Genomic DNA, 21265 nt, shown 5'->3' with positions numbered 1-21265 from the left:
GTTATGCGGCCATCGCCGGCAAGCGGGCCGCATTAGCTGCCGCCCTATCGGTCCAACAGCCCTTGGCGCCGCTGCAGATACACCCAATCCACAATTTCTCCCTGAGGCGAGTAACCACTGACCAGTTCTCGCAACAACTGTCGCACACGGGTGAAGTCATCGTCGGCAACCGCAGCCAGCAACTGGGTCAGCCGCTCACGCAGAAAATCCCACGCCAGGAAATCTTCGTTGGCGGCCATGATCATCGGGTGGGCTGTGGGCGATACGTCATCGCCGATAAGCAACTCTTCGTAGAGCTTTTCACCGGGGCGTAGCCCCGTGAAGTCGATGGCGATATCGCCCTGCGGGTTGCCCTGGCTGCGCACACTCAGCCCCGAGAGGTGGATCATTTTTTCGGCCAGCTCGACAATGCGTACTGGCTCACCCATATCCAGCACGAACACATCGCCGCCCTGCCCCATGGCACCGGCCTGCACCACCAGTTGGGCAGCTTCGGGGATGGTCATGAAGTAACGGGTAATTTTCGGGTGAGTTACCGTCAACGGCCCACCCGCCTTGATCTGCTTGTGAAACAGCGGAATCACCGACCCGGAAGAGCCCAGAACGTTGCCAAAGCGCACCATGGTGAACCGGGTCTTGTTCACCCGGGCAATCTTGCTGCTGTCTCCATACATCACCGGTGCCGCCTCGCGGCTCAGCGCCTGCAGGATGAGCTCGGACAACCGCTTGGTGCTGCCCATGACATTAGTCGGCCGCACGGCTTTGTCGGTGGAAATGAGCACGAAGTTGGCGACACCGGTCTGCAGTGCTGCCTGGGCAGTACACAACGTGCCATAAACATTGTTGAGAATACCTTCGGCGATGTTGTGCTCGACCATCGGCACATGCTTGTAGGCTGCCGCATGGTAGACCGTATCGACGCGCCAGGTGGCCATTACATCAACCAGGTGCTGCTGATTGCGAACCGAGCCCAGAATCGGCAACAGCCTTACCGATAGCGACTCACGCAAGATGCGCTGTTCCAACTCACTCAAAATGCTGTAAAGGTTGAATTCACTGTGATCGAACAACAGTAGCGTGGTAGGCCCCAGCCCGATGATCTGGCGGCACAGCTCGGCACCTATGGAGCCCCCCGCCCCGGTGACCAACACGGTTTGCTTGTAGATGCAGCGCTCAAGCAGCCCTTCCTGGGCGGGAACCGGGTCACGCCCCAGCAGATCGGCGATGTCTACGTCCTGAATGTCATCCACTTTTACCCGGCCACTGGCCAGGTCGGCGAAAGCTGGCACGCTCCGTACGTGCAATGGGTAAGGCTCAAGGAAAGAAAGAATTTCCTTTCGTCTTGCGCGTGAGGCCGAGGGTAGCGCCAGAAGAATTTCTTGAGCCCCCGTTTCCTTGATCATCTGTTGCAAATGCTTGGGCTTGTAGACTTGCAAGCCCGAAATGACACGGTTGGCAAGGTCGCTATCGTCATCGATAAACGCCACGGGCCGCATCACCCGCCCCATTCGCAGCGCAGCCAGCAGCTGATTGCCTGCCGTACCCGCTCCGTAGATAGCTACTTTGATCAGGCCGTCATCGCGATTGGCAAACGGAATCTGATGAGCCCCGGTGAACCAGTCACCCAGGAAATACTGCCGCATGATCAGGCGCAAACCGCCGATGATGACCATGCTCAACCACCAGTAATTGAAAATGATCGACCGCGGCACAACAACCTGATGGTTACTGTACCAATACACCACCACCGCCAGAATGAGCGATGACAGTGTCACAGCCTTGATGATGGTGACGAGGGCATCATTGCCAAAATAGCGCATCACTGCCCGGTACATGCCAAACCGTATAAACAACGGGATGGCCACCGCAGGAGCAGCCACGAACAGCCAGGCGTGCGTGACGATGGGGTTGTACATTTCATCGAGGCCCAAGCGCACGATAAAGGACAGCCACAACGCGAACCAGATCAGCGAGATGTCCGTACACACCTGAATGAGCCGCTTCTGACGCCGGGACAGATTGACCAGATACTGGCGCATTCTGTCTTTCTTCTCGTCGCTCATTCGGCACTCCTCAGCGCAAAAGAACCTCGTTTGAATGACCTGAGCGCTGGCCGGCCATACCACGGCGTTAGCAGCTCTCTACGATGGCCTCCTTGCCCGCCCATCCTATTCCTTTTTCCCTGCATGGTAGGTGACCGCCAAGACTATGAGAGGCACATAAGCGACCAGGGTTCCCGTGGCGCCATCAACCTTGAAGAGCACCACCGCCAGCGCTATTGGCAACAGCCAAGCGAGGTTGATCGCCGCCACCGCCAGGCTTACAGGCCGATGGCTGCCGTGGTGGCGCGAAGCATACTGATAGGCATGACTACGATGTGCTTCGTAAACCTTTTCACCGCGCAACAGGCGACGCCCCAGGGTAAATGTGGCGTCGACTACAAACACACCCAAAAGTATTAACCACCCCCAGAATAATAGCGGGTTTACCGAACCCGCCATCAATGCCAGCAAACCCAGCACGATGCCGAGGAAGCCACTGCCTGCATCGCCCATGAAGATGCGGGCGGGCGGGAAGTTCCAGCACAGGAAGCCAACCACGGACGCCGCCAGTAATAGCGGCAGCCATGCAGCCTGAGCATGGCCGCTAACCCAGTAAAGCAAGGCCCCGCCCAGACATACGCAAATGGCCTCAATACTGGCAAGGCCATCGATGCCGTCCATGAAGTTGTAAAGGTTGAGCAGCCACACCAGATACAGTACCCCTATGATGCTGCTTAACCAGACCGGCCCCAGCGCCAGGCCGAAGACAGAAAGAGGCGGCATCCCGCCAAGCCAGGCAAGCCCCCATCCGGCCGCTGCGAAATGCCCCAGCAAACGCCACCGTGCAGCGATGTGCCCGTGGTCATCCATGAAGCCGATCAGGGCAACCAGCCCCCCCGCACCCAGCAAGCTGACCAGCTGTACCGGAGCGATGGACCCGGCCCAAGCCAGGCCAAGCATGGCAACCAGCATCGCCACCACGAATGACAGGCCACCACCACGGGGGGTTGGCAAGGTATGCGAGCTACGAGCATTGGGGATATCCAGCAGGCTGCGCGACAGCGCATAGCGGCGCAATACTGCGGTCATACACCAGGACGCGACGCCTGCCACGACGATCAGCCATATCATACGCGGCGGTTTTCCAGAAAAGATCGAGCGGCCATGTTCAGTCCTTGCTCCAACGTGTAAGGGGGGCGCCAGCCGAGCAGTTGCCGGTTTTTATCGATGTCCACCTGCAGCGAGCCGAGCAAGCGCTGGGCAAGGTCCTGTCGGCCAATCAGCCGGGCTGCCCCGTGCAACAGGGCTGAGGACACAGGCAAAAGCCGGGCGGGCCTGCCCAGTGCACGGCCAAGCGCACGCAACAGATACGCCAGCGAGACATCTTCGCCGTCACTGGCCAGGAAGGTTTGGTTAGCGGCGCCCGGGTGGTCGATGCAAGTGATGATCAAATCGACCAGATTTGCCAGCGACACCAGGCTGCGACGGTTATCAACCGCGCCGAAAGGCAGGGGCAAGCCCCGTTGCACGCAGCGCATCATGCTGCGGAAATTGGCTTTGACACCTGGCCCGTAAACCAGCACCGGGCGGATGACTACAACCTCCATGCCGGTAGCTGCCGCCAGTTGGCGCAACCCCTGCTCCGCTTCATGCTTGGACACGCCGTAAGCATCCTGAGGTGCCGGTGCGTCGTCGGCGCACAGGGGCCGGCCGGGTTGACTCGCCTCACCATTGACCTTGACCGAACTGATGAAAATAAAACGCCGCACACCAGCTGCCGCTGCCTGGCGGGCCAGGTTGAGGGTGCCCTCGACATTGATCCGACGGAACTCGGCCAAACTATCGGCGGCGGTTTCTTTCATCACATGCACCCGGGCTGCGGCATGCACCACAACGCTGACACCTGCCAGTGCCGGTGCCCAATCGGTGGTGGCAGCCAGGTCGCTTACCGTCACAACCTGAACGCCCGTGGTATCTCCGCGACCAGTGCCACGCAAAGCCGCACGGGTTGCGAAGCTACCCATCGTTGCCAGCCGACTACAGACTGCGCTGCCGACAAAACCGCTGGCGCCTGTAACAAGAATGGTGCGTCGTTCCATGAAATCAGATCTCAATTTACCCAAGTGCCGCCAAGGCTGAACGGCAGCGTAGCCCATCGGGTGGGTAACGCTTACAACAGGCGACGGTAGAGGCCGGCATACGCACTGGCCATTGCCGATGCGGTAAATACTTCCTCGTAACGCTGCAGTGCCTTGGCGCCCATGGCTTGCGCCAACGTCGGGTCATCCCACAAGCGTTGCATGGCCTGAGCCAGCGCTGCAGCGTCACGCGGCGGCACCACAAGACCGGTCTCGCCAGCCAAATTGATGAAGGTGGTACCAGAACCCATTTCACAGGAAATCAACGGTTTGCCATACATCGCCGCTTCCAGCAGTGAGATGCCGAATGACTCGGAGCGCAGGTGGGACGGGAAGGCAAATGCATAGCACAGCTCAAGCAACGCTGCCTTGTCGTCATCTCCAAGGCCACCCAGGAACTGTACGTTGCCAAGGCCCTTCTGCTGCGCCTGCGCCTTGAGCTGCGCCTCAAGAAAGCCGCCGCCCATGATCACCACCGGCAACCGATTGATGTGCGCGGCTTCCAGTAGATAATCCAGCCCTTTGTAATAGCGCAGGGCCCCTACGAAGAGGAAGAAGCGCTCGCCCAGACGTGCACGCCAATAAGCCAGTTTTTCAACCGACGCCTTGGGATAGGTGCCACGGTCGAGACCGTAGGGAATAATTTCGACCTTGTCCTTGAACCGCGTCAGCACTGGGCTGTGCGCAGCATAGTTGGGCGAGGATGCTACTATCCGGTCAACGCTGGCAAAAAACCGGTTCATCAACGGCTGATATAGCTTCAATAGCCACTTCTGCTTGACGATGTCGGAATGGTAGCTGACCACCGTGGGCTTGTTCAGCCGCGCCAGGAAATGCACCAGGTCCATGTAGGGCCAAGGGAAATGGTAATGCACAATGTCAGCCTGGGCGGCCAACTCGGCAAAGTCCTTCATGGCCGACAACGAAAAGCCGGTCGAGGCCACATGCAAATCAAGCTTGGATCGGTGCGTTACATGATTGCCCACTGTTTCATTGCGCGCAGCGCCGCGCGGGCTCAGGTATAGCACCTCGGGTTGCACGCCATGGGCCTGAGTACCTTCTGCAATCTGAAAAATGACTTGCTCGATACCCCCCATGGAGTCGGGGTAATACGTTTTAAAAAAATGCAGGACCTTGATCATCGTTCCCTGACCGATTTATAGACCTCGATGGTTGCCTGTGCACAGCGCTCCCAAGAGAAACCCCCGGCATGCTGCAGCCCCTGCTGCACCGCAGTTGCGCGCCAGGTTTCGTCTTCCAGGCCCTGGCACAACAATGCAGTCAGGCCCTCCACGTCGTCGGGCGAGCACATCAACGCCGCCGGCCCTGCAACTTCCGGCAGCGAAGAACTGTTGGAACACACCACAGGCACCCCTGAGCTCATGGCCTCGAGTACGGGCAAGCCAAACCCTTCATAATGGGATGGGAAGGTGAACAGCCGTGCTCCGGCAAACAGCAGGGGCAAGTCTTCGCTGGCAACAAAACCGAGATAGCGCGCCCAGCCTTGCTGTTGTGCCTGGGCAATGCGGCCGTGGATCGCCTCGCTGCGCCAGCCATGGTAGCCCGTAAGGATCAGCGGCCAGCGCTGGCGCAATGCAAGAGGCAACCGACCGTAAGCATCCAGCATGGTCTCGATATTCTTGCGCGGCTCAATGGTGCCGACGAACAGGCTATAGCCACCCGGCTCAAGGACATGACGCGACAGCGCTTCGCGCAACGCTACATACGGACGGGGGTGGAACTCTGGCGAGCTGGCCAACGGAACGGTGTGAATACGCTCAAGCGGCCAGGCAAAATAGTCCGCCAATTCCTGTCGGGTATAGCTCGAATCGGTGATGAGCGCATCTGCACGCTCAAGTGTCAGCTTGAGCTCCTTCTGCAAATAGCGGGCAATTTGCGGCGCATGGCAATGCGCCCAGGTGAAGGGCGACAAGTCGTGGAATGTCGCCACGGTACGGCCGGCGAACTTTGGCAGGTAGTAATTGGGGCTGTGATAGATGAAGTCATCATGGCCACGCAACGCACGCTCACGCAAATACGGCATCAAGCGCCGATAGGCCTCCACTGCCAGCGCATTTTTTTGCACCAGACGCTTCAAGCCATGCACGGCATCCGATTTATCGGTAGCCTCAGGCAGCGCCTGCAAGAATCTGCGCCCGGCGAACAAGCGCAACTCTTCTAGTTCGCTGCTTTGTTGCAGGCGGGAAGCCAGCTCGTAGGTGTAGCGCCCGATACCGGTAAGAGGGAAGCGCACCGGCTCGACAGAAAGGATGAGCTTCATTTACCAGCAAGCATCCATCCCAAGGTGTCATCCAGCGAGGGTGTTTGCCAGCCGGGCACCAGCGCTTTCAGCAAACTGTTATCACCGCACAGGGTCTTGACCTCATTGGCGCGAACAAATGCCGGGTTAACCTGTACTTCGATGGAATGCCCAGTGATGGCGGAACATTTGCCAATAACTTCACGCAGCGAGTGGGTAGAGCCCGAGCTTACATTGACCACCTGCCCCAACGGGCGCGCCTCGATCAGGCCACGATATGCCCGCACGACTGCACGTACATCACTGAAGTCCCGCCAGACATCGAGATTGCCCAGCTCGATGGTGTCAGCCTTGCGGCGGAAGTGCGAAACGATCTTGGGCAGCAGGAAGTTGTCTGCCTGCCCAACACCGGTGTAATTGAAAGGACGCGTGATGACGATAGGCAACCGGTCACACCACAGCCGCGCCATGTATTCCATGGCCAGTTTGCTGACCGCGTAATCATTGGCGGGCGCCGGTGGGGTCTGTTCGCCCAGCATCCCTTCGGAAACGTTGCCATACACGTTGGCACTGCTGGCAATCAACACACATTCTGGTGTTTTGCCGCAGGCTGCAATGGCTTCGAGCAGGTTCCGTGTGCCTATCAGGTTGACTTGATAGAACGCATCGGCGGCACCATGCCCGACAAAAGCTATGGCAGCCAGATGCAGGACGACATCTGGCTGCAGTTCGGCCAGCAACGCGCGCAGGCCCGGCCCATCGGTCAGATCGGCCTGACGATAGTCGGGGGCCTGCAAAGGCTGGCTCCCAGTCCCGAAAACTTCGTAGCCACTGGCCCGCAATTCGGCCGCCATGTAACGGCCGGTGAACCCGTGAATACCTGTAATCAGCGCGCGTTTACTGGCCATTTGCATCAGAACGAGAACCCTTTTTCGTTACGACGCAGGTCGGCTTCGACCATCATGCGGCACAGCTCTTCCAGGCTGGTTTTTGGTTCCCAACCCAGCACTTGCTTGGCCTTGTCAGGGTTGCCGATCAGCAGCTCGACTTCGGCCGGGCGGTAGAATTTCGGGTTGATGACAACCAGTACCTTGCCGCTGGCTGCGCAGGTACCCTGCTCTGCCTCGTCCTTGCCGCTCCAGTGGATTTCGATGCCGGCAGCCTTGAACGCCATGGACACGAAGTCACGTACGGTTTCGGTGCGGTTGGTGGCGAGCACGAAGGTATCAGGCTGTTCAGCTTGCAGCATGCGCCACATGCCTTCGACGTACTCTTTGGCAAAGCCCCAGTCGCGCTTGGCATCGAGGTTGCCCAGCTCCAGCTTGTCCAGCAGGCCCAGCTTGATCTTGGCCACCGAGTCGGTGATCTTGCGGGTCACGAACTCACGGCCGCGCAGTGGCGACTCATGGTTGAACAAGATGCCGCTGGTGGCAAAGATGTTATACGACTCACGGTAGTTGATGGTCATCCAGTGAGCGTACAGCTTGGCCACGCCGTAAGGGCTACGCGGGTAGAACGGGGTGGTCTCGACCTGTGGAATTTCCTGGACCTTGCCGAACATTTCCGAAGTCGACGCTTGATAGAAACGTGCCTTCGGATTGACGATACGAATGGCCTCGAGCAGGTTCACAGCACCCAGGCCGGTGATTTCGGCGGTGGTCAGTGGCTGTTCGAACGATACGCCAACAAAGCTCTGCGCAGCGAGGTTGTATACCTCGGTGGCTTCCGTGGTTTGCAGCAGGCGAATGCTGGCCGACAGGTCGGTGAGGTCGTACTCGACCAGGTGCAGGTTAGGGTTGGTGTGAATGCCCAACTCCTCGATGCGCCAGAAGTTAACCGAGCTGGTACGACGATAGGTGCCATAGACTGTATAGCCCTTTTCCAGCAGCAGTTCCGCCAGGTAGGCGCCGTCTTGACCAGTGATCCCAGTAACGATTGCTTTCATGCGACTTAACCAACTCCGATAGTGCCGTGCGGGCATGTGTTAATAGGTTTGACGCGGGCAGTTCCAGCCACGCATTTTCGGTTCCATGCCGAAGTATACATAGGTCGTACGCACTACTCGACTTACAAAGTACTGGCGCGACACACGCTGGCAGCTATGAGCTCGCCTGGAACGACCCAGGGCCGGTCAGGCGCCGCAGAATGGCGTAGGCGCCATTGAGGGGAGCATAAGTTCCACGGCCCAAAGCCGCCACAACAAAACGTGTAGGAATATTCCGAATCGGACGACTGTTGCTTGCCCGCCCCTGGCTATGGAGGCGGGGAAGATATCGAGCGCAATGGGGGGGCGCTCGATTGGGCAGACGCTGCAACACCCCGGTTGAAGGCCCGCAGCCCGATCAGCTGCGAGCGTCCACCCGCGGAACATCGCCACCCGGCAAGCTGGTTTCCGGCACCGGGCTCAGCCACACATTGACGTTATCCACACTTTCCTGATTCAGCTCCCCCGCCCAACGGTTGAGCAGGAACAGGTTGGTGATGAAGTCGTACTGCGTCTTCAACAGATCGCGGCGCGCCTTGAATTCGTTCTGCACGGCAGTGAGCACATCCACGGCATTGACCACACCGAAGGTGAACGCCTTCTGCGCCGCAACGCTGGACTGCTGCGCCGATGACAGCGCATTGCGGTTAGCGCGAATCTTCTCGACCGCAGCCTGCGCAGTCAGATAGGCGGTGGTGGTTTCCTTGACCACCTGACGCCGTACGCCTTCCAGCTGTTCCTCGGCGGCCAGCTGGTCATCGTAGAGGCCACGCACCCGCGCGGAGGTAGAACCACCGCTGTAGATCGGGATTTTTACCCCTATAGAGGCCACATAGCTCTCACTGCGCGGCGCCTGGGTGTTGTCGTAGCCTTGGTCGTTCTGCTGCGCACTCAAACTCAACCCCAGCTGCGGGTAGTGCTCACCTTTACCCTCACGCACCGCCGCATTGGCCGCCTCCGCCCCACTTTGATACGACTTGAGCAAAGGGTTGGTTTCAATAGCTTGGGTTACCCAGTTCTGCAAAGGCCGGGTGGGAGCTTGCAATGCTACATCGTTGCGCACTCGGCTGAGTGGCTCGGTAATCGGCCGGCCGACGATTTCGGCCAACGCTTCGCGACTTACTTGCACCTGATTACGCGCTTCGACTTCTTGCGCAAGCAAAAAGTCCACCCGTGCCTGCATATCGAGCTTGTCGGTGATCTTAGCCATTTGCCGATCGAACATGCTGCTGACGCGGTCGAGGTTTTTCTGGGTTGCGCGGCGCTCCGCCTGCACCAATTCCAGCTCATCGTCGGCGGCAAGCGCTACAAAGTAGCGCTTCGCCAAGTCGACGGTAGCTTCTGCAAGCGCATCTTCAGCCTCATGACCCTTCTGATCTTTTACGCTTTTGGACTTCTGGTAACGCTCCCACGCCGGCTTGTTGTACAGGTACTGGGTGAGGCTGAGCGAGTAAGTTTCAGTATTGTAAAGATCGCGACTAATCTCGTTCTCGCGCAGGATGCGGCTTGAGTTGGCGTTGGCCGACACCTGTGGCAACAAGCTACCGAGCGCTGCCCGCTGCTGCTCGCTGGCAGAGCGCGCGCGCGCGTAAGCGGCGAGGACCCGTGGGTCCTCCAGGCGCGCTTCACGGTACAACCCCGCCAGGTCCAACGTGTACGTGGATGCCGAAACCCCTTTCGGCTGCTCACCTACCGCCCCCTGCCCTTCCACGGCCACCGCCTGCCAGGCGACCATGCACATCATTAATCCAGGTAGCAAACGCAGCACAATCATTCCTCGATCAGCGATTCAGCGAACATGTTGCGCGCCGGCTTCAACAGGTACTGCAGCATGGTGCGGTCGCCTGCGTTGATGAGGACCTCGGCTGGCATGCCAGGTTGCAGCTTGCGGTTGCCGAGTTTTTTCATGCCGTCTTCGGTGACTTTGACGCGGACCAGGTAGTACTGGTCGCCCGAACGCTCATCGACCAGGCTGTCAGCCGAAATGCGGGTCAACTTGCCTTCGATGACCGGGGTGGTGGCCTGGTTGAACGCGGAGAAGCGAACGTCCGCAGTCTTGCCCAGCTCAAGCCGGTCAATGTCTCGCGTGGCCACTTTGGCTTCCACCACAAGCTCCGACTGAGCTGGCACGATATCCAGCAAAGGTGTGGCAGCGCTGACCACGCCACCAATGGTGTGCACTTTCATGTCCAGAACCATGCCGCTTTCCGGTGCACGGATCACCACACGGGAGAGCCTGTCACGCAGCGCCGCTTCCTTTTCCTGCAGATCGAACACTTGGGCTTGGACGTCGGACAGCTCTTTGGCCACGTCAGCATCGAACTTCTTCTTCAACTGCACGATCTGCAGCTCGGTCTCCCCGATCTGCAGCTTGGTCTTGGTAATGCTTGACTGGTGGTCAGCCACTTCAGTCTTCAGCATGTCGAGCTTGCGCTCCTGCTCCAGCAACCGCTGGTTGTCGACAAAGCCCTCGGCCAACAGCTCTTTCAGCTGTTTGATTTCGCCGGAGTACGACTTGTTCAGGCCTGCTTTGGTGCGGATCATGTCGTTCAGACCGGCGATCTGCTGCTGCATTTGCTGGATCCGCTCACGGTTGACCGAGATCTCACCCTGCAAAGAATCGTGGCGGGCCTTGAACACCTGCTGCTCGCCGGCCAACGCTTCTTGCGCTCGGTCAGAATCGGTACCCTCCATCGTCACTGGCGGGATCGAACCCAAGCCGTCACGCTCTGCACGGAGACGTGCCTCTTTATAACGTGCGACAATCAATTGGTTTCGAGTGGACTCATACTCCGCGCTCAGCTGCGACTCATCCAGTACAATCAGCGGGTCACCCTTCTGTACCAGATCGCCATCACGGGCATGAAGCTCTTTGACGATGCCACCCTCCAAATGCTGCACGGTCTTGCGGTAATTCTGCACGGTTACCACACCGGTGCCGTGCACGGCATTGCTCAGAGGCGCGAAAGCCGCCCAAGTACCAAAAATACCGAACGTTACAAAAACGATGGTCAGCCCGATGCGGCGAATGCCGCGATCCGATGTAGGCATGTCATCGAAGTTGTGGTCGAACGTTGTGATCGCTTTACTGCTCATCTAGAAATCCTTTCAAGCGCCAGTGCTGGTGCTGGCGGCTGGTACAACGGCAGTGGGCGCAACCGGCGTAGCGGCAGGCGTGTTAGGCGGGGTAGTAGGCGACTGAGCCGCAGCCGCCTGGGCGCCGCGCTGCTGAAGCTTGGCTTGCTGGGCAGCCAGCTCGGCTATAACACGGTCGCGCTCGCCGTACAGCGAAATGGTGCCACCAGCCATGACCAGAATGCGGTCCAGGCGCGTAAGGATATTGGGGCGGTGAGAAACAATGAACACGGTCGCGCCGGTTTCCTTGAGCTTTTGCAGGGCAACGCCCAGCGCCCGCTCGCCCACATCGTCAAGGTTCGAATTAGGCTCATCGAGTACGATCAATCGCGGGTTGCCGTAGATGGCGCGAGCCAGACCGATACGCTGACGCTGACCTCCGGAGAGGTTTACCCCATCGCTGCCGATGACCGTATCGTAGCCGTCCGGCAGCATCAGGATCATTTCGTGCACACCCGCCATTTGCGCGGCCTGCACGACCTTGTCAGGGTCTACCTTGTCGAAACGCGCGATATTCTCGCTGATGCTGCCCTCGAACAGCTCAATGTCCTGCGGCAGGTAACCCACATAAGGGCCGAGGGCTTGCTTGTCCCAACTGGCAATATCCGCACCATCAAGGCGGACGACACCATGCTGGGGCGGCCAGATACCCATCAAAGCCCGTACCAGGGTGGACTTGCCGGCTGCACTTGGGCCGACGATGCCGACGATGGAACCCGCGGGGGTTACGAAGCTGATATTGCGCAGTACTGGGGACTTGGCGCCCGGCGGCGCGACGATGAGATTTTCAACCTGGATATGACCTTCAGGCGCGGGAAGCGGCATGCGCTCAGGCTCTTTATTAAGGTCGTCCATGACTTTATTCAGACGGTCATACTGCACCTTGGCAGCGACAAAGCCCTTCCAACTGTTGATCATTTGATCGATAGGGGACAGCGCCCGACCAAGCAACAAGGAACCAGCCATCAACAGACCTGGATTGATTTCATGCTGAATGACGAGATAAGCACCTAACGCCAACATGACCGATTGCGACCACATGCGGAACATTTTCGAAATAGAGCTAACGACCCCGCCCTTATCGCTAGCCTGTGATTGCAGCATCATCACGTAGCGCTGACGCTTCGCCCAACGGTTCATGAGCGTTTCCAGCATACCCATGGACTCGATCACTTCGGCATTACGCAGCGTCTTAGACGTGATCACATTGGAAGCTACGTTTTCTTTGTTCGCTATGGCTAGAGCCTGACCTGTCACACGGTGATTAATCACTGCAAAGACGGCCAAAATTGATCCACACGCCAACGTCATCCACCCAAACCACGGGTGGAATAGGAACATCACGGCCGTATAAATGGGAAACCACGGAGCGTCGAAGAATGCGAACACGCCCGCTCCCGTGAAAAACTGTCGCAAAGACGTCAGGTCATTCAACGACTGCGCTGTAGCATCAGCCCCCCCACTCTGGAGTGACCGCTTAAAGCTGGCTCTGTACACATCCCTGCTCAACAGCACATCTAGCCTATTGCTTATACGCACCATAATCCGCGACCGAACCCATTCGAGCGAGCCTAGAGTCAGCAACAGGACGGTCAGGATCAATGTCAGCATCAACAAAGTTGACGTGCTGCCGGACGGCACGACGCGCCCAGAGACCTGAATCATGTATAAAGTAGGCACTAGCATCAGCGTGTTGACGAAGAAGCTGAAGAAACCGACCGAAAGGAAGCTGCTTTTACAAGCTTTGAGGGCAGCCTGCAGGTTATTTTCGGGTTGTGAACTCATGGTATCCATACTGAGGTAGGCGAAAGCGGCGGGCAGTGTAACACCCACATCGGGACAGCTGCGTGTCAGATTGTCCGGAAGACGACTCGTTCCGTGACCAATCGCCTGAATCATGAAATTTCTAACGAGAAATCTGGCTGGAATTTTCCAGCCTCTGCACGGGTGAGCATCAGGCGACCAACGGCTCTCCTCGCAGAAAAAGCAGTTGAAGCCATGTCAAAAAAACCGCACCATGCGAACATATTGCGCTAAAGAATCCGTAAATCTCTGATTTTCCGCTGCTTCTAGGTAAAATTTTTTAATCCCTGCGTTCCGCTCAGGTATTCCAAACAGCATGCCCCGAGTGCTAACAAGATTGCTAAGTTCCCAGCGGATATGAAATTTTTTTTAGAAATCGTGGTTGACAACATTTCCCTCGGACGGCATCTTCGCCACTCGCAGGGAGCCATCACTGGCCGTTTGGTGCACGCACGGGTTTGAGCAAGTTAGCTACCAGTGTTTTTGCTTAAAAGGAGCTTAACAACGCCATGTCTATGCCTTCGCAGACCCTTGACGGCCTGAAAATCAGCTCTCGGGTTACGCTGCTCGAGCCGGGCATGTATATCTTCCGCTACGCCTCGCAACCCCCTGCCGACAAGCCGGTGTGCATTGCCCTGCAGCAAGCACCGCTAGGTAAAGGTTCTATCGACTTCTTCCCTGCCGAGGGCGTCAGCAAAAACATGCTGACCAAGCTGGGCGACACCATTGTGGCGCGGGTCAAAGGTGGCGTTACCACTGTCTTGATCACCGAGTACCACATGTTTGACGAAGTGATCGACCCCATCGACCTTCGCATCGACCGTATCGACACTTCGCCTGCCATAATGCGCACCTATGCGGTGGTCGCCACCGCCGAGCCAGCACAGACTATTGCTGCGACCACTAAGCCACTCCCCATCATGCTTACAGCCCACCTGAAGAACGCGGGTGAGGTGGCATCGAGTGAGGGCTGGGTCGGCGCTCCAGGCACTGACGATTTCATCGAATCCTTCGCCGTCGACTGGGCTGAAAAACCGGTCGGCGTAGATCTGCTCTATACCTGCATGGTGGCCGGCTCTGGCCCCTGCCGCAATGTTTCCACTGGCACCGTTATCGGCGCCCGCGCGCAGGGCCTGCCCCTGCTGTGCGTCGGCTTCAGCCTGGTGGGCCCATTGCGCAAACATTACGAACTTACAGGCCTGGTTGTGTTCGGCAATGCCGAGCCACAACGCTTGGTCGCCAATCAGATGATGCATGGCCCCACCGGCAACGAGCCGTTGGTGGCGCTGCATATCGCCCTTACCCCCGTTACGAAGATGAACGCTGCCCGCCTTAAGTCTCCGTGGGAAAACTCTGCAAGTAAGCAGAACACTATTGCAGCGGGCCAAATGGCCTGAAGTAACAGGAATACACAATGCAATACGATAATCCCGTATCGAGCAGCGATCTGCTGGCAACCCTGACCGCCGACAGCGCCAACCTCTCCGACTCCACTATCGCAGCTATTAACAGCCTGCTGAACCTGGATAACGTAGACACCGTTGACGTTGCTGGCATCACCGGCACCACCGTTCAGCTGCCACAATCCGGCACCGCAAGCGCCGTTCACGGCACCGTTGCTGGCGTTAAAGGCGACACAGTCGTTGTTGACCTGGCCGCTGCTGAAGCCGCTGGCGCTAGCGTTTATCACCTGCAGAGCGATGCCAACCTGGTTGTGAACCTGGAAGGTCAAGCTGCTGCTGGCGCTGCCGACGTACAACTGTTCGCTGCCCTGGCAGTCGACACCTCGGCTATCGACCTGGTAGTTACCACCGGCAACGGTGATGACGTGATCACCGTCAAAGGCGACCAGAACACCCTGATCGACGCTGGCGACGGCAACGACACCATCGTTACTGGCAACGGCGACAACGTCGTTATCGCTGGCGCTGGCAACAACAACGTGACCACCGGTTCGGGCAATGACACTGTCATCCTGAGCGGCAGCAACCACGCTGACATCGTCAACACCGGTGCAGGCTACGACGTTGTCCAGCTGGACGGCTCGGCTGAAGACTACGACTTCGCAGTCGGCAACAACTTCACCGTGAACCTGACCGGCAACCAGACTGCTGCAATCAGCAACGCTGAGTTCCTGTCGTTCGCCAACGGCGACACTGTGGCCCTGGCTCACAGCGACGACGAAGCTGCTGCCCTGCGCCTGTACCAAGGCATCCTGGGTCGCGACGCTGACCTCGACGGCGCTAAAGCCTTCGTTGAAGCTGTCAACGCTGGCACTTCGCTGAACGACATCGCCAACACCTTCCTGAACTCTGACGAGTTCGGCGGTGCCAACAACGCTGCTGACATCAACGAGCTGTACAAAGCTCTGCTGGGTCGTGACGCGGAAGAAGGCGGTTCGGCTGTATGGCAAGAAGTTCTGGCCAACGGCGGCTCCCTGGCTGACATCGCTGCTGCTATCGCAGTATCGGCTGAAGCTCAGGAGCTGGACGCTTCGAACGCTACCTTCGTTAACGACCTGTACGTGAACGTACTGGGCCGCGACGCGGAAGAAGCTGGCCTGAACAACTGGGTCGACGCTCTGTTCAACGGCGCAAGCCGCGCAGAAGTTGCCCAAGCCATCGTTGGTTCGTCGGAAGCTTCCGACAAAGCCAACAGCGACTTCGTCGACGCTCTGTACCAGTCCGCACTGGGCCGTACCGCTGACGAAGCTGGCAAGGCTGCCTGGACCGAAGCACTGGCTGCTGGCGTTTCGCACGCTGACGTGGCCCTGGGCATCGTTGGTTCGGCCGAAGCCATCGACCACATCGACAACGTCGTTGTACTGCACGGCCAAGTTTAACTAGCCCTGCTTTGACGTTGCATATGTCCGGCCTTCGGGCTGGGCATATGCCAAAGGGGCGACTTTCGGGTCGCCCCTCTTTTTTATTTGTGTAGCCAAGCCAAAGCTTATGTCCATACACCTCGATCATGGGCGAGAAACGCTCATGGACATTTTCCATCGCCACCGCAATGCCGGTGAACATGAACTTGCCGCCAGCGTACTGGAGCGGGCCACGCAAATCGCTGAGCACCGGCCGGAAGCGTTGATATGGAAAGGGATTGCGGCTCTGCCGCGTAACCCGAAGCTGGCCTTTTTATTTCTTGTAACCGCTGCACAGCTGCTACCAGAACGCGCCGATGTTAAGGCACTGGCAGGCCGCGCCCTGCTGGCACAAGGGCACGCGGAACTCGCCACTCGCTATCTCACCATGGCATGGCAGAAACTCCCCGGGGACGCCACGCTTCGCATGCTGCTATGGCAAGCACGCAGCCAGTCTGAAACACCGGCCAAGCTACGCAGCATGATTCTTGCCCATTTGCCTGAGATCAATTCGCCCAAGGAACTGGCGCAGGTACTCAAGTTACTCACAGCGCAAACTGGCGCCGCTGGCACAGTAGGTGTGGTGCATTACCTGGAGCAGCAGCGCGAAGTGCAGGGCTGGGCCATTGATCTTGGCAACCCGCACGCTCCGGTCTCATTAAAGATTGAGGCTGGCAGCGCCAAGGTTGACGCCGTAGCCAATATACCCCACCCATTACTTAGCGCTGCCGGCCTGCCGACCACCCATGGCGGCTTGCGCATACGCGTGCCAAATCCCACCGCCGCTGTGCATATCCGCTTTGCGGACAATACACCGCTACTGGGCAGCCCTGTGTTTGCGGCGCCGTCATTTGTGCCGCCTCCAGAACACCCCAGCCTGGGTGTGCAGCAGCACGTAGATGTACTGATACCGGTTTATAATGGGCTGCACGAAACACTTGAATGCATCAACAGCGCCCTCGAAGCTCGCAAACTTAACCGCACGCCTCATCGCCTGGTCGTGATCGAAGACGCCACACCCGTGCCGGCTCTGGCGAAAGCGCTGAAAATGCTGGCCGGTAAAGGCAAAATCACGCTGGTGAACAACGCTGTGAACCTGGGTTTCATCCGTACCATGAACCGTGCGATGGCACTGAGCCCTGGCAGGGATGTGGTATGGCTGAATGCCGACACACGGGTACAGGGCAACTGGCTCGACCGCTTGCGCAACATCGCTCTCAGTAGCGCAGATATCGCCTCTGTCACGCCATTCACAAACAATGGCGAGCTGATGAGTTTCCCACAGAGTCAAGTCAGCCATGCCATGCCCAATGCTCGTGAGCAGGCAGCGCTGGATGAACTGGCCAAACATGCCAACATCTCTCCCGTCGAGATCGAGACTGGCTGCGGCTTCTGTCTGTATATAAAGCGTGCAGCGCTCAACCAGGTCGGCTACCTGGATGAAGTTCACCTGGCCAGAGGTTATGGCGAAGAAACCGACTGGTGCCTGCGTGCGCGCAGCTTTGGCTGGCGCCATATGGGCGCGCCTAATGTATTCGTGGCACATCAAGGCGGGATTTCTTTCGGGGCAGAAAAAACACTGCGCGTAGCACAGAACAACGCTATCTTGCGCCGCCGCTATCCAGACGCTTCGGTACGCTATAATGCGTTCTGCCTGCGGGACCCGATCAAGGCTGCCCGTGGCGCGCTACAGCGTGCCCGCCTGGCCCGCTTCGCACAACAAAGCGATGAACGAAAAGCCTCGCAATGGCCGATGGAGGCAAGTCATTCGCTGCACATTCACGACGGCACAGGGGCTGATTCTATCCTCTCTCTTGTCTGGCACCGGGACAGCCATCGCACTTGGGTCACATTGAAAGCCCCGCTTGCCCCCTTGCCTTTGGAGCTTGACTACGAGATGCCTGGAGAATTCTCCGAGCTGGTCAAGAACCTGGCCGCGCTGCCACTGAAAGACATCGTGCTCGAACACCAGGTCCAGTGCCCCTCCAAGCTCTGCGATCTGCCTTCACTGCTGAACATTCCTTACACAATCGTATACCGTGACGGCCATCTGCAAGGCCTGGACGCTACCTACGATTGGCAGCGCTTTGCCAACCAGGCAGAAAGCGTGGTTTTACCGTGGCAGTCCTGGCATAGCGCATTCGCCGAGGCGTTCCCGCAAGCCAACCTCGTGATTCAACCATGCGCCGAACTGCCCACGCCTGCAACCAGCCAACCCAACATACTGCTGATCGGCGACGCCCTGGATGATCCAGAGATCATCCAGACCTGGGTTCGCCTTGGCAGACGCATCACTCGAGAGCGGTTACCGCTTACGCTACTGGTCAAACAAGACACACCGTGGCTTAAAACCTTATCTGCAACCGGTGCGGTTCAGGCACTACCCCAAGTGAACGGTTTCAGCTTGCCGGAGATTGCCAAGGCGACCGGATGTGATGCAGTGGTCAGTCTTGCCCCTTCTCCTGGCGAAAAATGGCAAGCCCCGGAACTTGCCAGCGAGTACGATTTGCCGTTGTATACGCGTTGCCATTCCCTAGGCACTGAAGCAAGGGCGAACTGTGTAACCCAATTACCATTTTCACTGAGCCAAGCCTGATGACACAGAACGTCCTGAACGAGCAGCCGGCGGGTCAGAAACCTATAGCGCTCTCCTCTTTTCGTGGCTGCATCAACGGACTGTACGGGGATGTTCTGCAGGGGTGGGCTATCGATATCACGCAGCAAGATCAGCGGCCTGTCATCGAGGTGTTCGTTGATGGGGCCAGTGTCGCATTGGCCAGAGCAGACCAACATGAGCCCAATGCTCCGCACGGCGATCAATTCCATGGCTTTACCGTGCAACTGCGCCAGAGCCTGCTGGCAAATGCCAACCGAATAACCGCTCAAATTGCTAATACAGGCATCCAGCTCGAAGGTGAGATTGAGCTCCCTTCCCAGCCTCCACAAGAAACTGCTGCCGTAGCTTCACAGGTATGGCATACGGGTGGGTTGCGCGTCGGCGGCTGGTCTTGGGATCCACAGGCGCCGCATCGCCATGTGGAAGTTACGCTACGCGAAGGTAGCCGGGTTATCGCCCAGGTCACTTGCAATACCCACCACCAGGCACTCGCGTATCGCGCCACAAGTGATCACGGTTTCACGATAGACCTGCCGTGGGAACTGGCAGATGGCAAGTTGCATGTCATTGAAGTGACCAATGACCTCGGACAGTCGTTATCAGGAAGCCCGATTCGTTTGCGCTGCCGCCCGGAGGGCCTGGAAGGCCTGTTGCATCAGCTTGAACTGAAACCCGATTCTGCAGTGCAGGCACTGGTGGCAGAAGTTGCGAAGGAGCAATCATCGCGCTTGCCAAAAAGCGCAGGATGGCAGCACTACCCACGATGGTACGACGCCTTCCAGAAGCGCGAACCTATCGCTGCCACCCCGTCCAGGTTCACACCCGGCCTGTTGCTGCTCAGTGAAGGTGACGCCGCCCTGGAACAAATCAGCCTCGATAGCCTGGGCGATGACGCTGAAAGTGTCCATCAGCTGGCGAAGGCTGCCCCGGCCGACCTCCTCCCCGCCGTTGAACAACTGCTGGCAGCCGGCTGCGACAGCATTATCCAGATCGCTGCAGGTGACAGACTGGCGCCCCGAGCCATCGCACAGCTTTGCAATTTGCTGGAGGATGGTTGCGCTTGGGCCTATGCCGACTGTGACCGCGACGGGCCGCAAGGCCAACGTAGCCAGCCATGGTTCAAGCCGGTTTGGGACATTGACCTGTTCATTGGCGCAGACATTTTCTCTGCTGGCGCAATTTTCTCTGCCGCCATTGTCAAAGAGGCTTTGGTTCTGCTCAACGCAGGCCAAAAGCAGTCTGCCATTAACCGCCACGATCTAATCGCCGGTATAGCACTAGCTACGGAGCTAAACGGCCGATCTGTAACACACCTGCCTCGGGTTCTCTACCATCGCTCTAGCGATGCCTGTACAAGCCCGGAGCAAGCTGCGCCCTCAAAGCAACGCAAGGACGCCGTGACGTGGTTATGCCAAAGCCTCGCACCAGGCGCGCAGGTCAGCGCCGTAACAGACTACCCTGCTCTGCTCAGGGCTCACTGGCCGCTCCCTGAGCAACTGCCACGTGTCAGCCTGATCGTACCCACACGTGACCAGTACAAGCTGCTGCACGCCTGTATCGAAGGCCTGTTGAACAACACGGATTATCCAGACCTGGAGATCATTGTTGTCGACAACCAGTCGACTGATCCGCAGACATTGGCCTACCTCGCCGAACTCATTCAGCGCGGCGTTAAGATTCTTGCGCACCCACACCCCTTCAACTACTCCACGGTCAACAATCGCGCGGCGAGCGTTGCCACGGGAGAGCTGATCGGCCTGGTCAACAACGATATCGAAATCATCGAAAGCGGCTGGCTGAAAGAAATGGTTTCGCAGGCACTGCGCCCCGGAATCGGCGCAGTGGGTGCCAAGTTGCTGTGGCCCAACAGGATGGTCCAGCATGGTGGCGTAGTTGTTGGCGTCAATGGCCTCGCTGCCCATGCCGGCAACACCTTGGAGCAACGAGATGCCGGGTACCTGGGGATGAACCAGGTTACCAGGCGGCAGAGCGCGGTTACGGCGGCATGCCTGCTGCTCCGCAAGTCGTTGTTCGACTCGATTCAGGGATTGGATGAACGAGCGTTTCCTGTGGCGTTCAACGATGTCGATTTATGCTTGCGCATTCATGAACTTGGCCTGCGTAATCTATGGACCGCCTTCGCGCAATTGATCCATGCCGAATCCGCCAGCCGAGGGAAAGATATCTCGCCAGAGAAAATGGCACGCGCCCAGCGAGAGCAGCAGTTGTTTACAGAACGATGGTCCGTCAGCTACAGGGATCCCTACTACCATCCCGCATTAAGCCTGGACTATCTGACCGGCCCCTACGGGGGCTTGTCATTGCCGCCAGAACCAGAATATTGCGCCCCCAGAAAATTGGCATCCAGTGAGATTCATGGTCATATCTACTTGGCTGATCCTTCCTGAAGCGCCAATACAATC

General features: G+C 58.1%; 14 protein-coding genes. 4 read left to right on the top strand and 10 right to left on the bottom strand.

Features of this window, described 5'->3' with window-relative positions; genetic code table 11:
* Positions 1-44: 44 nt before the first annotated feature.
* From OZ911_RS06640 to OZ911_RS06595, 10 genes are all read right to left on the bottom strand, one after another.
* A complete protein-coding gene (locus tag OZ911_RS06640) occupies positions 45-2063 on the bottom strand; it encodes a polysaccharide biosynthesis protein (protein WP_016485397.1) in 2019 nt (672 codons plus the stop codon).
* 105 nt (positions 2064-2168) lie between these two features.
* Positions 2169-3173 carry an MraY family glycosyltransferase gene (locus OZ911_RS06635; RefSeq protein WP_016485396.1) on the bottom strand — a complete coding sequence of 335 codons (1005 nt, stop codon included), beginning with the start codon at positions 3171-3173 and terminating at the stop codon, positions 2169-2171.
* Positions 3170-4141, bottom strand: a complete 972-nt coding sequence (locus tag OZ911_RS06630; RefSeq protein WP_031311951.1) for a UDP-glucose 4-epimerase family protein — start codon at positions 4139-4141, stop codon at positions 3170-3172. The genes OZ911_RS06635 and OZ911_RS06630 overlap by 4 nt, the downstream gene beginning before the upstream one ends.
* Before the next feature lie 71 nt (positions 4142-4212).
* Entirely contained in the window at positions 4213-5322 is a 1110-nt protein-coding gene (locus OZ911_RS06625) for a glycosyltransferase family 4 protein (RefSeq protein WP_070087013.1), read from the bottom strand.
* Complete coding sequence (locus OZ911_RS06620) at positions 5319-6461, bottom strand: glycosyltransferase family 4 protein (RefSeq protein ID WP_268968585.1); 1143 nt, start codon at positions 6459-6461, stop codon at positions 5319-5321. The genes OZ911_RS06625 and OZ911_RS06620 overlap by 4 nt, the downstream gene beginning before the upstream one ends.
* The gene (locus OZ911_RS06615; RefSeq protein WP_023047781.1) at positions 6458-7354 is read right to left on the bottom strand and encodes a GDP-mannose 4,6-dehydratase; all 897 of its coding nucleotides are present in this window, start codon (positions 7352-7354) and stop codon (positions 6458-6460) included. Before OZ911_RS06615 ends, OZ911_RS06620 begins: the two co-directional genes overlap by 4 nt.
* Positions 7354-8385 carry a GDP-mannose 4,6-dehydratase gene (gene gmd / locus OZ911_RS06610; protein ID WP_023047782.1) on the bottom strand — a complete coding sequence of 344 codons (1032 nt, stop codon included), beginning with the start codon at positions 8383-8385 and terminating at the stop codon, positions 7354-7356. Before gmd ends, OZ911_RS06615 begins: the two co-directional genes overlap by 1 nt.
* A 397-nt stretch (positions 8386-8782) precedes the next feature.
* A complete protein-coding gene (locus OZ911_RS06605) occupies positions 8783-10198 on the bottom strand; it encodes a TolC family outer membrane protein (RefSeq protein ID WP_031311952.1) in 1416 nt (471 codons plus the stop codon).
* The gene (locus OZ911_RS06600) at positions 10195-11520 is read right to left on the bottom strand and encodes an HlyD family type I secretion periplasmic adaptor subunit (RefSeq protein ID WP_023047784.1); all 1326 of its coding nucleotides are present in this window, start codon (positions 11518-11520) and stop codon (positions 10195-10197) included. Before OZ911_RS06600 ends, OZ911_RS06605 begins: the two co-directional genes overlap by 4 nt.
* A gap of 12 nt (positions 11521-11532) precedes the next feature.
* Positions 11533-13344, bottom strand: coding sequence for a type I secretion system permease/ATPase (locus tag OZ911_RS06595; protein WP_033731679.1), 1812 nt, complete (start codon positions 13342-13344; stop codon positions 11533-11535).
* 533 nt (positions 13345-13877) lie between these two features.
* On the opposite strand from OZ911_RS06595, the gene OZ911_RS06590 reads away from it, so the two are divergent.
* The 4 genes from OZ911_RS06590 (at position 13878) to OZ911_RS06575 (ending at position 21250) form a co-directional block, all read left to right on the top strand.
* Positions 13878-14759, top strand: coding sequence for a hypothetical protein (locus OZ911_RS06590; RefSeq protein WP_016485387.1), 882 nt, complete (start codon positions 13878-13880; stop codon positions 14757-14759).
* A 17-nt stretch (positions 14760-14776) separates the two neighbouring features.
* Positions 14777-16204 carry a DUF4214 domain-containing protein gene (locus OZ911_RS06585; RefSeq protein ID WP_016485386.1) on the top strand — a complete coding sequence of 476 codons (1428 nt, stop codon included), beginning with the start codon at positions 14777-14779 and terminating at the stop codon, positions 16202-16204.
* Positions 16205-16349: 145 nt separating this feature from the next.
* On the top strand, positions 16350-18821 hold the full coding sequence (locus OZ911_RS06580) for a glycosyltransferase family 2 protein (protein ID WP_070086662.1): 2472 nt from the start codon (positions 16350-16352) through the stop codon (positions 18819-18821).
* On the top strand, positions 18821-21250 hold the full coding sequence (locus OZ911_RS06575; RefSeq protein WP_070086663.1) for a glycosyltransferase family 2 protein: 2430 nt from the start codon (positions 18821-18823) through the stop codon (positions 21248-21250). Before OZ911_RS06580 ends, OZ911_RS06575 begins: the two co-directional genes overlap by 1 nt.
* The last annotated feature ends 15 nt before the right edge of the window (positions 21251-21265 follow it).

It is taken from the genome of Pseudomonas fortuita, from assembly GCF_026898135.2.
Lineage (GTDB): Bacteria > Pseudomonadota > Gammaproteobacteria > Pseudomonadales > Pseudomonadaceae > Aquipseudomonas > Aquipseudomonas fortuita.
The sequence above is the reverse complement of the archived record's forward strand: the minus strand, read 5'-3'. Positions and strand labels throughout refer to the sequence as shown.